Here is a 13905-nt window from a genome sequence, read left to right as displayed (position 1 = left end):
CAGCCCCTGAAGGAAGGCTAGTTGGGCCCATGGCCAGTGCATATGCCGGTGGCCGCACGGGGGTTGGATGCCGGTCGGCCCGGTCGGCCCTCGGAGTGCTCAGCCCACGGGGAGTGCTCGGACGCGGTCGATGCGGTCCATGCGTTCGGTGCGGTCGGCGAGGGCCGGCCGAGGTCGGGCGCGGTCGGTTTCTCGGCCGTGGGCCGGGTCCTCAGTGGATCGTGCGCGGCAGCCGCAGGCTCAGCGCGGTGGTCAGGCCCACGCCCGCCAGTTGGACCAGCAGGGTCGTCACCAGGGCGTCCCGCATGCCGTGCGCCGGGACGAGGGACAGGAACAGGGTGCCGAGGGTGGCCACGCCGACGGCGAGCGCCGCCTGCTGGGTGGTGACCATCACGCCGCTGCCGACTCCGGCCCGCGCCGCCGGCACCTCGGAGAGGATGATCCGGAAGAGGACGGGGAGCTGGAGTGCCTGGCCCGCGCCGGCGACCGCCGCGCCGGGCAGCAGTTCCACCACCCCGAGGTCCGGCCAGGAACGCCAGGCGGCGAGTGCGATCAGGGCCACGCCGACCGCCTGGATCAGTCCGCCGGCGGTGACGACCCGGGTGCCGTAGCGGGCGATCAGCCGGGGTCCGCACAGGGACGTGACGAAGAAGACGGCCGCCATGGGCGCGAGGGCCAGCCCCGAGGGGACGGGACCGAGCCCCGCGCCCCGCTGCAGAGCCACCGCGATCACGAACATGAAGCCGCTGAATCCGATCGAGAACGGCACGATCATGATCAGACCCCGGCGCAGCGAGGTCAGTTCCAGCAGGCTCGGTGGAACCAGAGGGGTACGGCCACGGCGGTCGGCGTGACGTTCGACGAGGTAGAAGGCGACGGTCGCGAGCGGGAACAGTGCGAGGGACACCCAGGTCCAGAGCGGCCAGCCCGCCGCCCGGCCCTCGGTGAGCGGGGCGAGCAGGGCCAGCAGGGCGACCGCGAGCAGCACCGTGCCGGGGGCGTCGATCGGCTCCGGGCGCTGCGAGCGGGTCTCGGGGACCGCGCGGGCGGCCAGGACCAGGCCGAGCACGACCACGGGCACGTTCACGAGGAACACCGAGCGCCAGCCGGTGCCCGCGATGTCGGCCGCGACCAGGATGCCGCCGAGGATCTGCCCGGCCACCATGGACAGGCCGGCCGTGGCACCGTACAGGCCCATCGCCTTGGCGCGGCGGGGCCCGGAGGTCGTCGACTGGATGGTGGCCAGCACCTGCGGCAGCATCGCCGCGGACGCCGCGCCCTGCGCGACGCGGGCCGCCACCAGGGTCCAGGCGGTGGGCGCGAGGCCGCAGGCGAGTGAGGCCAGGCCGAAGGCCGCCATGCCGCCGAGGAAGAGCCGGCGCCGCCCGAACAGGTCGCCGAGGCGTCCGCCGAGGACGAGCAGGACGGCGTACGCGACCCCGTATCCGGCGACGACGAGTTCGAGGACGGCCTCACTCGCGTTCAGGTCATGCCCGATGGTCGGAAGGGCTACGTTGACGATGAAGAAGTCGATCAGGGGCAGTGCCGCGCCCAGCAGCACCGTGAAGAGTCCGAGGCTGCCCAGCGCGGGTGGCGCGGTGGGGGCGCGGACGGTAGTCGTGTGGATTCCCGTTTCGGTCACGTCCTCCAGACTTCTCCTGTATTCAGACGGGTACCAGAGTCTTCTTATCCTGGTACAAGCACTACCTGGCAACAGGCTGCGGTGAGCGGCAGGCTGGAGGCATGACAACCATGGCGCGGGAAACGACCACCGGCCAGGACCCCGCTCGACCGATCACCGGCCCGGACCTGGTGCGACCGACCACGGGCCGGGCCCCGGCGCGACCGATCGCTGGTCAGGACTCGGCGCGTCCGGCCGCCGGCCGGGACTCGCGTCCGGCCGGCGGCCGGGATGCGGTGCGGCCGACCGGCGGCGCGGAACCCGTGCGACCGGCCCCGGAGGGGACCGGTCCGGGTGTGGCGCCTCGCGGCAGCGAGATCAGGCGGCACGAGCTGGCCACCTTCCTGCGCAGCCGCCGCGAACGCATCACGCCCGAGCAGGTCCAGCTTCCCCGCGGCCGCCGCCGGCGCACGCCGGGCCTGCGCCGCGAGGAGGTCGCCCAGCTCTCCGCGGTGGGGGTCACTTGGTACACGTGGCTTGAGCAAGCGCGCGACATCCAGGTGTCCGAGCAGGTTCTCGACGCCCTGGCCCGGACCCTGCTGCTGGACGCCAGCGAGCGGGCCCATCTCTTCCAGCTCGCCGGAGCCGTCGACCCCTCGCCGGCCGCCCGGTGTCCGGTCATCACTCCGGAGCTGCGCATGGTCCTGACGCAACTGGAGCCCGTTCCGGCCTGCATCCAGAACAGCCGGTACGACATCCTGGCGTACAACCGCACCTACGCGCGGCTGATGATGAGAGACCTCGACACGGTCCCGCCCGCCGACCGCAACTGCATGATCCTCGCCTACACGAACGCGGAGTGGCGCGAGTCGATCGTCTTCCTCGACGAGACCATGCGCCTGATGGCCGCGAGGCTGCGTGTCTCGATGGCCGGGCACCTCGGGGAACCCGCCTGGAAGATGCTGCTGAAGCGGCTGCGGACCGAGTCGGCGGAGTTCCGCGAGATCTGGGACCGGTACGAGGTGGTCGGCACCCGCGGCAAGACCAAGCAGTTCAGGAACCCGTACGTCGGTCTGGTCACCGTCGGTCACACGGACCTGTGGCTGGCTCCCGCCATGGGCGCCCGCATGGTGACGTACGTGCCCGCCGACGAGGAGAGCCGCGTACGACTGGAGAGGCTGCACGCGATCGCCCTGGAGGCCGAGGCCGAGCCGGCGTACCGGGCGGACGCCGCGCCGGCGACGGGGGCGGCCTGACCCGGGGGCGGGCCCGGCTCGTTCCGGGTCAGGCCCCTACGCCCGCCGCTTCCCGGATCTCCGGGGACTCCAGCAGACGGGCCGTGCGTTCGGCGGACGCGCGGGCCCGGCGTCCGCTCGTGAGCGCGCCGAGGACGAGGACGGCGACACCGCAGGCGGTGATGATCCACCAGCCGGGGCGGGAGGCCGCCACGAAGCTGTCCCGGTAGGCGGAGGCGCGGATGCCGGAGGCGAGGGCCGCGCCGATGACCGCGACGCCGAGGGTGCCGCCGATCTGCCGGCTGGTCGAGGCGACGGCCGCGGCGACACCCGCCTGGGAGCGGGGCATGCCGGAGACGGCGGTGTTGGTGATGGGCGCGTTCACGAAGCCGAAGCCGATGCCGAAGAAGACATAGCCGACGACGAGCGTGACGTTCGACGTCTCCGCCTCGAACGCGGCGAACAGCGCACCGCTCACGGTCATCGCGACCCCGGCGATCAGCAGCGACGGCCGGGGGCCGCGACTGCCGACCAGGCGGCCCGATATGGGCGCGCAGACGAAGCACAGGGCCGCCATGGGCAGCATCCACAGCCCCGCGTGCAGGGCGTTCAGCCCGCGCACGTTCTGCAGGTACAGCGTCGACAGGAACAGGAAGCCGCTGAGCGCCGCGAACGCGCTCACCGCGATGACGGTGGCCCCGCTGAACGGCACCGAGCGGAAGAAGCGCAGATCGATGAGGGGTTCGTCGCGCCGGGGCTCGTACCGCAGGAGACCGAGGAGCGCGGCGAGGGCGATCACGGAGAAGGCCAGGGTGTGGACGAGGCCGGAGGTGGGCGCCTCGATGATCGCGTACGTGAGGGAGCCGAGCAGCGCGATGACGAGGAGCTGGCCGACCGGGTCGGGGCGGCGGGCCCTCGGGGCACGGGACTCGGGGACGAAGCGCAGCGTCAGCAGGAGCGCGGCGAGACCGACGGGGAGGTTGATCCAGAAGATCGACCGCCAGCCCACGGTGTCGACGAGCAGTCCGCCCACCAGCGGTCCGGCGGCCATGGAGATACCGACCACGGCGCCCCAGACGCCGATCGCGCGGGCGCGTTCGCGCGGGGCCGTGAAGGTGTTGGTGATGATCGACATCGCCACCGGGTTGAGCATCGAGCCGCCGACGGCCTGGACCATCCGGAAGACGATGAGCATGTCGAGGTTCGGGGCGAGGGAGCAGAGCACCGAGCCGATGGTGAACAGGACCAGGCCCACCGTGAAGACCTTGCGCCGGCCGATGCGGTCGGCGGTCGAGCCCGCGAGCATCAGCAGGGAGGCCAGGACCAGGGTGTACGCGTCGATGGTCCACTGCATGCCCGCGACGCTCGCGTGCAGCTCCTGCTGCATCGAGGGCAGGGCGACATTCAGAACCGTGACGTCGAGGCTCACGATCAGCAGACTCATGCAGCAGATCGCGAGCACCAGCATCCGGTGACGGTGGCTGAGCTCAGGCATTCCCTCAGGGTACGTCGCCGTCGATAGTGTGTCTAACTAATGACTGCTACACGGTCTTCCGCGCGAGCACGCGGCGCCGTGCGCCACAATGGGGGAATGCCCACGCCCACGTCCACCGTGAACGCCACGCTGAACTCCACGCTCTCGATCGGCCCCCACCAGGTGCAGCCGCCCGTCGTCCTGGCACCCATGGCCGGGATCACGAACGCGCCGTTCCGCACGCTGTGCAGGGAGTTCAGCGGCGGCAAGGGACTGTTCGTCAGCGAGATGATCACCACGCGGGCGCTGGTCGAGCGCAACGAGAAGACCATGCAGCTGGTCCACTTCGACGCGACCGAGACACCGCGCTCGATCCAGCTGTACGGCGTCGACCCGGCCACCGTCGGCAAGGCCGTCCGCATGATCGCGGAAGAGGACCTCGCCGACCACATCGACCTGAACTTCGGCTGCCCGGTCCCCAAGGTCACCCGCAAGGGCGGCGGCTCCGCCCTCCCGTACAAGCGCCCCCTGCTGCGCGCGATCCTGCGCGAGGCCGTCAGCGGCGCCGGTGACCTGCCCGTCACCATGAAGATGCGCAAGGGCATCGACGACGACCACATCACCTTCCTCGACGCCGGTCGGATCGCGGTCGAGGAGGGCGTGACGGCCATCGCACTGCACGGCCGGACCGCGGCCCAGCACTACGGCGGCACCGCCGACTGGGACGCCATCGCCCGGCTGAAGGAGCACGTGCCGGAGATCCCCGTCCTCGGCAACGGCGACATCTGGTCGGCGGACGACGCCCTGCGGATGGTGCGCGAGACCGGGTGCGACGGCGTGGTCGTCGGCCGTGGCTGCCTCGGCCGGCCGTGGCTGTTCGGCGACCTGGTGGCCGCCTTCGAGGGCCGCGAGGAGTACGCCCGCCCGACGCTCCGCGGGGTCGCGGCCGTCATGGTCCGCCACGCCACGCTCCTCGGCGAGTGGATCGGCGACGAGGCGCGCGGGGTCATCGACTTCCGCAAGCACGTCGCCTGGTACCTCAAGGGTTTCGCGGTCGGCTCGGAGATGCGGGGGCGTCTCGCCATCACCTCGTCGCTGGCCGAACTCTCCGACGGGCTGGCCGAGTTGGACCTCGACCAGCCGTGGCCCACGGGCGCCGACGGACCCCGCGGCCGTACCTCCGGCAACAACAGGGTCGTCCTGCCGGACGGCTGGCTGAAGGACCCCTACGACTGCGCGGGCGTGTCCGAGGACGCCGAACTGGACACCTCCGGCGGCTGATCCGCGGGATGTCCGGGGCCGATCCGCGGGACGTCCGGCGGATCGGCCACCCATGACCGGTGCCGATCCGCCGGACGTCCGGTGCGCGCGCCGCCCCGCGCACGCACCGGACCGGATCCGCTAGGCGCCGCCCACCGCCGTGAGCAGGGCCAGCGGTGCCGCCGCCGAACGCGACTCCCGTACGCAGGCGTGCGGGTAGGGCACCGGCTCGGCATGGGTGTCGCGGCCGTAGCCCGCGAGGACCTCGGGGAGGCGGTGGCCGGCCGCCGTGGCCGCGTCCACGAGCGCGTGGGCCACCGTACGGGCCTCGTCGTGCAGGCCGTACCGCGCCAGCCCCAGAGTGATCAGGGCGTTGTCGTGCGGCCAGACCGAACCCCGGTGATACGACAGCGGGTGGTAGGCCGCCTGGCCGGAGGCGAGCGTGCGCACGCCCCAGCCGGAGAAGAAGTCCGGTTCCAGGAGCCGGCGGCCGACCAGTTCGCCGTACTCCTTGTCCAGCAGGCCGGACCACAGCAGATGACCCGCGTCCGAGGCGAGCGCGTCGACATGGCGGCCGTCGCCGTCCAACGCCAGTGCGGGGAAGGAGTGTTCGTTCATCCAGAAGTCCCGCTGGAAACGGTCGCGCAGATCGGCGGCGGCCTGTTCGAGGAGCGCCGCGTACACCTCGTCGTCCCAGACCGTGCGGGACAGGTGCGCGGTGCGGCGCAGCGCGTCGTACGCGTAACCCTGCGCGCCCGCCGCCATCACCGGGCCGCTGGGACGGCTGCCGTCGGCCGAGCAGATGGCGCCCGGGGAGTCCTTCCAGTTCTGGTTGGCGAGGCCGCCGCCGTCCGCGCGGTAGACGAGATACCCGCGCGAGGTCAGTCCGCCGTGGTCCAGCATCCAGCCGATCGCCGCCCGGGCGTTGGGTTCGAGGCGGCGGGCCAGGGCCAGGTCACCGGTCAGCTCGGTGTAGGCGCCGAGCAGCACCAGGAACAGCGGCGTCGCGTCCACCGAACCGTAGTACCGCCCGTACGGCACCTGCCCGAAGTGCGCCAGCTCGCCGTGCCGCACCTCGTGCACGATCTTGCCGGGCTGGGCGACCGCGCCCAGCCCCACCTCGACCGCCTGGGTGGCGGCCAGCGCGGGCAGGGTGGCGGCGGCCAACTGGGGCCGGTAGGGCAGCGCGAAGAGCGAGGTGAGCAGCGCGTCGCGGCCCAGCAGGGTGAGGAACCAGGGGACCCCGGCCGCGGGCACCCGCAGCTCCTCGCCGTCCAGGCCCGTCGCTGGTACTTGGAGGACAGCGAGATCGGACAGGCCCCGCGCGCAGGCCGCGGCCAGTTCGGGCCAGCCGGTCGGGAAGGGCACTCCTTGCGCGAACTCGCCTTCCAGGGCGAGGAGTCGCTCATTGGCCGCGGCGGGGGAGGCGGGCACCCGCGGTTCGTGCGCGGCGCCGTGCGGACGCGCCGCGACCCGCAGCGCCAGCTCCGCCGAGCCGTGCGGTTCGAGGTCGAGGGTCCATACGAGGCGACGCGCGCCCGTGCCCGTCTCCTCCACCCCGTCCGGCGCGGGCTCGGAGGTGACCGTCGTACGGGACTGCCACTCCCCGCGCCGATAGCTGAACTCCACGCCGTCGTAGAGGACTTGGCGCTGGCGTACGACACCCGTCTTGGCGTACGTGCGGTAGTCGGAGCGCAGTTCGAACTGATCCGTGAAGTCGGCGTCCGCGGTCACCGCGATCCGGACCGTGGTGGCTGTCGGACGGTTGCTCGTGACGCGCAGCGCCTCCACGAACGAGCCCTCGGCGACGGCCTGTTCACGGAAGAGCGTATAAGCGGGCGGCTCGTTTCGACCGCCCCGCGGGACCAGCACGCAGCGTGCCGTGTCACCGTCCGCGACCGGCGTCAGTGCCTCGGGCACCGCGCCGTCCACCGTCAGCTGCCAGCGGCTGAGGTGCCGGGCGTCCCGTACGAATAATCCGTCCGGAGAGCTGCCGCCCCGCACTCCGCTGATGTCCCCGCCGTCGCCCACGGCGGCGAACGTTCCACCGTGCACGAGCAGATGATGCCGGTCCGTCATCCCCGGTCCCCTCCTTTGGCGCCCGTCTCGAACTCGAATACGCGCTGTCCCGCAGCGCTGTGTGCCGTGTCGATCAACGCGTCGCGCCCCTTCGGGGACACGATCGACGCGGCCCCGGAGGGCTCGTGCAGCAGGTCGAGCGTCAACGCCGCCGTCCAGCTGAAGCCGAGCGCTCCGCAGGCGTCGCCGGTGAACGGGTCCACGTACTCCGCGAACCCGGACTCCCCGGCGGTGTCCAGCAGGGCGGCCCGCAGCGCGTCCGCCCGTCCGTGCTCCCCGTGCAGCCGCAGCCCGCGCTCCAGCAGCCAGTTGGTGTTGAACCAGGCCGGCCCGCGCCAGTACCGGTGCGGATCGAACGCCTCGCCGGTCAGGTCGTAACTGGGTGCGAGCCGCGTCACCCCGCCGAGCCCGAAATGCGGCCCGCCCGCGGTCCGTACGAGCGTGGCGGCGATGTCCCGCGGCAGCGCGGGGAGGATGAGGGGGAGCAGCCCGGCGACACTGCGCTCGGGAATCAGCGCACCCCGTCCGCCGCCCCCGCCGCTCCGTCCGCCCTTCCCGTCGCCCTCCCCGCCGTGGCCGTCGGCCCGCTCGTCGCGGCAGAAGAACAGGCCCTCCGACGGATCCCACAACCGCTCCACCAGGGCCGCCGTCAGCCGTTCGGCGCGCGCGTGGCGGGCGGTCCCCGTGGCGCCCAGCTCCTGCGCGATCCGGGCCAGCGCGTGTTCCGAGGCGATCAGCAGGGCGTTGAAGGCCGGGTCCTCGACGGCGAACTCGCCGCCGCCGTCCGCGTACCCCCGGCCCCGGTAGTCCGTGGCCAGCCGCACGTACCGCCCGTAGTCGAGGTCCGTCGGCCGGTCCTCGGGGGCGCCGTGGTCGAGGTCGGCGCGCCGGAAGGAACGGGCGGGCGCCGGGGTGACCCGGCTGAGCGGGGCGTCCCAGCAGGGGCTGTTGTCCATGCCCTGCTCCCAGGGGTGGACCACGCTGGCGAGACCGCCGCCGCCCAGGTCCCGGCGGTGCAGGAGATAGCGGTGCCAGGCCGCCAGCCGGGGATACATCCGGGAGAGGAAGGAGCGGGACCGGGACAGCCCCGGGTCCGCCCGGTGCACCAGCCACACCGCCAGCGCGTGCACCGGTGGCTGCACGATGCCCGACGTCTGTACGGTGCGCGGGGCGCCCGCGGCGCGCCCGGCGGTCGAGGAGCGCCAGAAATCGGGGCTCGGGAAGTACGCGTCGAGCGGGACGGAGGGATTGAACACGATGTGCGGGACACGCCCGTCGGCCCACTGCGCGCCGAGCAGGGTCTCCAGCTCCGTCTGCGCCCGCAGCGGGGACAGATGGCGCAGGCCGATCGCGATGAACGCGGAGTCCCAGGACCACTGGTGCGGGTACAGACCGCGCGAGGGCACCGTGGAGGTTCCCGTCCAGTTGCCGTTCAGCACCCGGGACGCCCTGAGGTGCAGGGACCCCGACGGTTCCGCGGGATCGTATACAGGTGATCCGCCACGGACGATCTCGCCGGGACCGGGCGGAGAGGGTGGGCCGGAGGCGTACGCCGGAGTGCCGGAGGTGCGCACGGGGGTGATGGGCCCCCTGCGCAGTGCGGTGAGCTGGGTTGTGCTGTCCACTCAGGTCTCCCCGAAGACGTCCGACCGGCCAGTTCGGCAGTAGCTGCCGTAGGGTTACGTCTATTTAACACGCAAAACTCAATATGTAATGCAGAGTTGGGGAACGCAAGAGGGTGCGCATGACAGAAAGGGCGGGGAGGACCGTGAAGACCGGCAACCAGGCAAGCTCCGGAGAACTGCTCGAACTGGTGCGCAGCGGCCGGGCGACCACGCGCGGGGCGCTCCAGCGGGCCACCGGTCTGTCGCGGGCCACGGTCGGCCAGCGTCTCGACCGGCTGTTCCGCGCGGGCTGGCTCCGCGAGGGGGCCGGCGGGCCGGTCGACTCCCCGCTCGGCGGCCGCCCCTCCATCACCCTGGAGTTCGACGACGAGCACGCCGTCGTCCTCGCCGCCGACCTCGACACCCGGCACGGCCGGGCCGCCGTCCTCACCCTGACCGGGGAGATCCTCGCCGAGCACGGCGGACCCCTGGTGATCGACGACGGCCCCGAGGCGGTCCTCGGGGAGCTCGGGCGCTGGTTCGCCGAGCTGCTGGAGAAGTCCGGGCGGAGCGCCGACGCCGTCTGCGGCATCGGGCTCGCGGTGCCCGGCCCGGTCGACAGCGACACCGGCCGCGTGGTGCAGCCGCCGATCATGCCGGGCTGGGACGGCTACGACATACGGGGCCGGCTGGGCCGCGCCTTCGCCGAGCACGCGGGCGCCGGCACCGCCCGCGTACCCGTGCTCGTCGACAACGACGCCAACCTCATGGCGTACGGGGAGCAGCGCGCCGGCTATCCGGAGTGCTCGGCGTTCGCGCTGGTCAAGGTCTCCACCGGTATAGGCGCGGGCATGGTCGTCGGCGGCACCGTCTACCGGGGCGTCGACGGCGGCGCCGGCGACATCGGGCACATCCGCGTGGGTGCCGACGCGCTGTGCCGGTGCGGCTCGTACGGCTGTCTGGCCGCGGTCGCCAGTGGTGGCGCGGTGGCGCGACGGCTCGCGGAGTCCGGGGTCCCGGCCGCGTCCGGCTCGGACGTGCGGGACCTGCTGGCGGCCGGGCATCCCGAGGCGATGGCGCTCGCCCGGGAGGCGGGCCGTCAGGTCGGGGACGTCCTGGCCACCGTGGTGACGCTGCTCAACCCGGGCGTGTTGATGATCGCCGGGGATCTGGCCGGAACCCCCTTCCTCACGGGCGTCCGGGAGCTCCTCTACCAACGGGCGCTGCCCCGCTCCACCGCTCATCTGGACGTGGTGACCTCCCGGCTCGGCGAGCGGGCCGGGCTCGTGGGCGCGGGGGCGATGGTCGTGGAGTACCTGTACGCACCGGAGCGGGCCGAGGAGCGGCTGGCGGCCCTCGGTGTGTGACCGGACGCCCGCCGGCCCGGCGTCACCCGTGCGGGGCATCAGCGTGTGACAACCGTGTGTCGTGTCCGGATCGTGGTCCGCATGATGAAATCTGGCTTCTCCTGACGGCGTGATTCTCGCCACCCTTGATAGGGGTCACGCTCAGATGAGCGGATCTTGAGCGACTGCACTTCCCTAAGGGGTGGCACTCAGTGCCACCATCTGATCGTTCATCGATTAAACTCAGACGTGCCGAAGCTCGCTCACCTGAGCGTCCAGAGCGATCTATGGGCGTTGATTCGTTCAAGAAGTGAAAACATCGCCACCCGATGGCTTGCCAAGCCTTGACTTTTGATCCGGTGGCGGACGACTGGTTACAGGCGCATGACGCGCAAGTGGACGTACCCAGACGCCTTCGATCTGGGTATGTTCCCCGTCGTCAGGGCAGCCACCGCGACGTCGAGGAGTCGAGACTCGTGTCGGAAAACAAAGATCCCCACGTAGCCGAAAGCGGCGCTGGTGGAGCGAAGTTCGTTTATGACTTCACCGAGGGCAACAGGGACCTCAAGGACCTTCTCGGGGGCAAGGGTGCCAACCTTGCCGAGATGACCAACCTGGGACTTCCCGTCCCGCCCGGCTTCACCATCACCACCGAGGCGTGCAAGACCTACCTCGACAGTGGCGAGGAGCCGGCGGCACTGCGTGACGAGGTGAGTGCGCACCTCGACGCCCTCGAGGCCACGATGGGCAAGAAGCTCGGCCAGGCCGACGATCCCCTGCTCGTGTCCGTCCGTTCCGGGGCGAAGTTCTCCATGCCCGGCATGATGGACACCGTCCTGAACATCGGGCTCTCCGACAAGTCCGTCCTGGGCCTCTCGCGGCAGTCCGGCGACGACCGCTTCGCGTGGGACTCGTACCGCCGTCTCATCCAGATGTTCGGCAAGACGGTCCTCGGTGTGGACGGCGAGCTCTTCGAGGAGGCGCTGGAGGCGGCGAAGGACCTCAAGAAGGTCACCGTCGACACGGACCTCGAAGCGGCCGACCTGAAGAAGCTCGTCACCAAGTTCAAGAAGATCGTCAAGACCGAGGCCGGCCGGGACTTCCCGCAGGAACCGCGTGAGCAGATGGACCTCGCCATCCACGCGGTCTTCGACTCCTGGAACACCGAGCGCGCCAAGCTGTACCGCCGCCAGGAGCGCATCCCGCACGACCTCGGCACGGCCGTCAACGTCTGTTCGATGGTCTTCGGCAACCTCGGCCCCGACTCCGGCACCGGCGTCGCCTTCACCCGCGACCCCGCCTCCGGCCACCAGGGCGTGTACGGCGACTACCTCCAGAACGCCCAGGGCGAGGACGTCGTCGCCGGTATCCGCAACACGGTCCCGCTCGCCGAGCTGGAGTCGATCGACAAGAAGTCGTACGACCAGCTCATGCAGATCATGGAGACCCTGGAGAACCACTACAAGGATCTCTGCGACATCGAGTTCACCATCGAGCGCGGCCAGCTGTGGATGCTCCAGACCCGCGTCGGCAAGCGCACGGCGGGCGCGGCCTTCCGCATCGCCACGCAGCTCGTGGACCAGGGCCTGATCGACGAGGCCGAGGCGCTCCAGCGGGTGACGGGCGCCCAGCTCGCGCAGCTCATGTTCCCGCGCTTCGACGAGGACGCGAAGGTCCAGCAGGTCGGCCGGGGCATCGCCGCGTCGCCGGGCGCCGCGGTCGGCAAGGCGGTCTTCGACTCGTACACCGCGGTGAAGTGGTCCCGCTCCGGCGAGAAGGTCATCCTCGTCCGCCGTGAGACGAACCCCGACGACCTCGACGGCATGATCGCGGCCGAGGGCATCCTCACCTCGCGCGGCGGCAAGACCTCCCACGCGGCCGTCGTGGCGCGCGGCATGGGCAAGACCTGTGTCTGCGGCGCCGAGGAGCTGGAGGTCGACACCAAGCGCCGCCGGATGACCGTGCCCGGCGGGCACGTCGTCGAGGAGGGCGACCTCATCTCGATCGACGGCTCCAGCGGCAAGGTGTACCTCGGTGAGGTCCCCGTCGTCCCGTCGCCGGTCGTCGAGTACTTCGAGGGCCGGATGCACGCCGGCGCCGACGACGCCGACGAGCTGGTCGAGGCCGTCCACCGGATCATGGCCTTCGCCGACCGCAAGCGCAGCCTGCGCGTACGCGCCAACGCCGACAACGCCGAGGACGCGCTGCGCGCCCGCCGCTTCGGCGCCCAGGGCATCGGTCTGTGCCGCACCGAGCACATGTTCCTCGGTGACCGCCGCGAGCTGGTCGAGCGGCTGATCCTCGCGGACACCGACACCGAGCGCGAGGAGTCGCTGAAGGCGCTCCTGCCGCTCCAGAAGCAGGACTTCGTGGAGCTGTTCTCTGCGATGGACGGCCTCCCGGTCACGGTCCGTCTCCTGGACCCGCCGCTGCACGAGTTCCTGCCGGACATCACCGAGCTGTCGGTGCGTGTCGCGCTCGCCGAGTCCCGCAAGGACGCCAACGAGAACGACCTGCGCCTGCTGCAGGCGGTGCACCGGCTGCACGAGCAGAACCCGATGCTGGGCCTGCGCGGTGTGCGCCTCGGCCTGGTCATCCCCGGTCTGTTCACGATGCAGGTACGGGCCATCGCGGAGGCCGCCGCCGAGCGCAAGAACGCCAAGGGCGACCCGCGCCCGGAGATCATGATCCCGCTCGTCGGTACGGTCCAGGAGCTGGAGATCGTCCGCGAGGAGGCCGACCAGGTCATCGCCGAGGTCGAGGCGGCCACCGGCGTGCACCTGAAGCTGGCCATCGGCACGATGATCGAGCTGCCGCGGGCCGCGCTGACGGCCGGGCAGATCGCCGAGGCGGCCGAGTTCTTCTCCTTCGGCACCAACGACCTCACCCAGACGGTGTGGGGCTTCAGCCGCGACGACGTGGAGGCCTCCTTCTTCACGGCGTACCTGGAGAAGGGCATCTTCGGCGTCAGCCCGTTCGAGACGATCGACAAGGACGGCGTCGGCTCCCTGGTCAAGTCCGCGGTGAAGGCCGGCCGCGAGACGCGCCCCGACCTGAAGCTCGGCGTCTGCGGCGAGCACGGCGGCGACCCCGAGTCGGTCCACTTCTTCCACGAGGTGGGACTCGACTACGTCTCCTGCTCCCCCTTCCGGATCCCCGTCGCCCGCCTGGAAGCGGGCCGCGCGGCCTCCAGTGCGACGGGCAGCGACCACCGCTAGCCCGCGAGGCGACAAGACCCCGGAGCCGCCGCCTGTCCCCGACCCTCAAGACCGATGGGCGGCGGCCC

Annotated in this window: 8 protein-coding genes; 4 read left to right on the top strand and 4 right to left on the bottom strand. The window is 71.6% G+C overall.

The genetic code is table 11. The features are described from left to right. Positions 1 to 211: 211 nt before the first annotated feature. Positions 212 to 1642 carry an MFS transporter gene (locus ACIQRL_RS04070; RefSeq protein WP_401326696.1) on the bottom strand — a complete coding sequence of 477 codons (1431 nt, stop codon included), beginning with the start codon at positions 1640 to 1642 and terminating at the stop codon, positions 212 to 214. Positions 1643 to 1977: 335 nt separating this feature from the next. Between ACIQRL_RS04070 and ACIQRL_RS04065 the strand changes: the two genes are divergently transcribed. Beyond that, positions 1978 to 2877: a helix-turn-helix transcriptional regulator gene (locus ACIQRL_RS04065; RefSeq protein WP_401326693.1), complete on the top strand. Its 900-nt coding sequence runs from the start codon at positions 1978 to 1980 to the stop codon at positions 2875 to 2877. Between the two features lie 28 nt (positions 2878 to 2905). Here the strand turns inward: ACIQRL_RS04065 and ACIQRL_RS04060 are convergent, their stop codons facing one another. Then, positions 2906 to 4351 (bottom strand): MFS transporter, encoded by a 1446-nt coding sequence (locus ACIQRL_RS04060; RefSeq protein WP_401326690.1) that lies wholly within the window; start codon positions 4349 to 4351, stop codon positions 2906 to 2908. Positions 4352 to 4447: 96 nt separating this feature from the next. Between ACIQRL_RS04060 and dusB the strand changes: the two genes are divergently transcribed. Continuing rightward, positions 4448 to 5611, top strand: coding sequence for a tRNA dihydrouridine synthase DusB (gene dusB / locus ACIQRL_RS04055; protein WP_401326687.1), 1164 nt, complete (start codon positions 4448 to 4450; stop codon positions 5609 to 5611). A 120-nt stretch (positions 5612 to 5731) separates the two neighbouring features. On the opposite strand, the gene ACIQRL_RS04050 is transcribed toward dusB, so the two are convergent. Both ACIQRL_RS04050 and ACIQRL_RS04045 read right to left on the bottom strand, forming a co-directional pair. After that, positions 5732 to 7669 carry a glycogen debranching N-terminal domain-containing protein gene (locus ACIQRL_RS04050; protein WP_401326684.1) on the bottom strand — a complete coding sequence of 646 codons (1938 nt, stop codon included), beginning with the start codon at positions 7667 to 7669 and terminating at the stop codon, positions 5732 to 5734. Beyond that, entirely contained in the window at positions 7666 to 9180 is a 1515-nt protein-coding gene (locus tag ACIQRL_RS04045) for an MGH1-like glycoside hydrolase domain-containing protein (RefSeq protein ID WP_401328071.1), read from the bottom strand. The genes ACIQRL_RS04050 and ACIQRL_RS04045 overlap by 4 nt, the downstream gene beginning before the upstream one ends. Positions 9181 to 9413: 233 nt before the next feature. Here ACIQRL_RS04045 and ACIQRL_RS04040 point away from each other — a divergent pair, with 233 nt between their 5' ends. Continuing rightward, positions 9414 to 10640, top strand: a complete 1227-nt coding sequence (locus ACIQRL_RS04040) for an ROK family protein (RefSeq protein WP_401326681.1) — start codon at positions 9414 to 9416, stop codon at positions 10638 to 10640. 455 nt (positions 10641 to 11095) lie between these two features. Further along, positions 11096 to 13837, top strand: coding sequence for a pyruvate, phosphate dikinase (gene ppdK, locus ACIQRL_RS04035; protein ID WP_401326678.1), 2742 nt, complete (start codon positions 11096 to 11098; stop codon positions 13835 to 13837). Positions 13838 to 13905 lie beyond the last annotated feature (68 nt).

Origin of the sequence: Streptomyces sp. NPDC091209 (assembly GCF_044757755.1) — a bacterium.
Classification (GTDB): Bacteria; Actinomycetota; Actinomycetes; order Streptomycetales; family Streptomycetaceae; genus Streptomyces.
Note: the sequence above shows the minus strand (reverse complement) of the source record. Positions and strands in the feature narration are given on the sequence as shown.

Coding starts and splice junctions, on each gene's coding strand:
- ACIQRL_RS04050 (WP_401326684.1), bottom strand. CDS start 7,669: ATGACGGACCGGCATCATCTGCTCGTGCACGGTGGAACGTTCGCCGCC.
- dusB (WP_401326687.1), top strand. CDS start 4,448: ATGCCCACGCCCACGTCCACCGTGAACGCCACGCTGAACTCCACGCTC.
- ACIQRL_RS04060 (WP_401326690.1), bottom strand. CDS start 4,351: ATGCCTGAGCTCAGCCACCGTCACCGGATGCTGGTGCTCGCGATCTGC.
- ACIQRL_RS04040 (WP_401326681.1), top strand. CDS start 9,414: ATGACAGAAAGGGCGGGGAGGACCGTGAAGACCGGCAACCAGGCAAGC.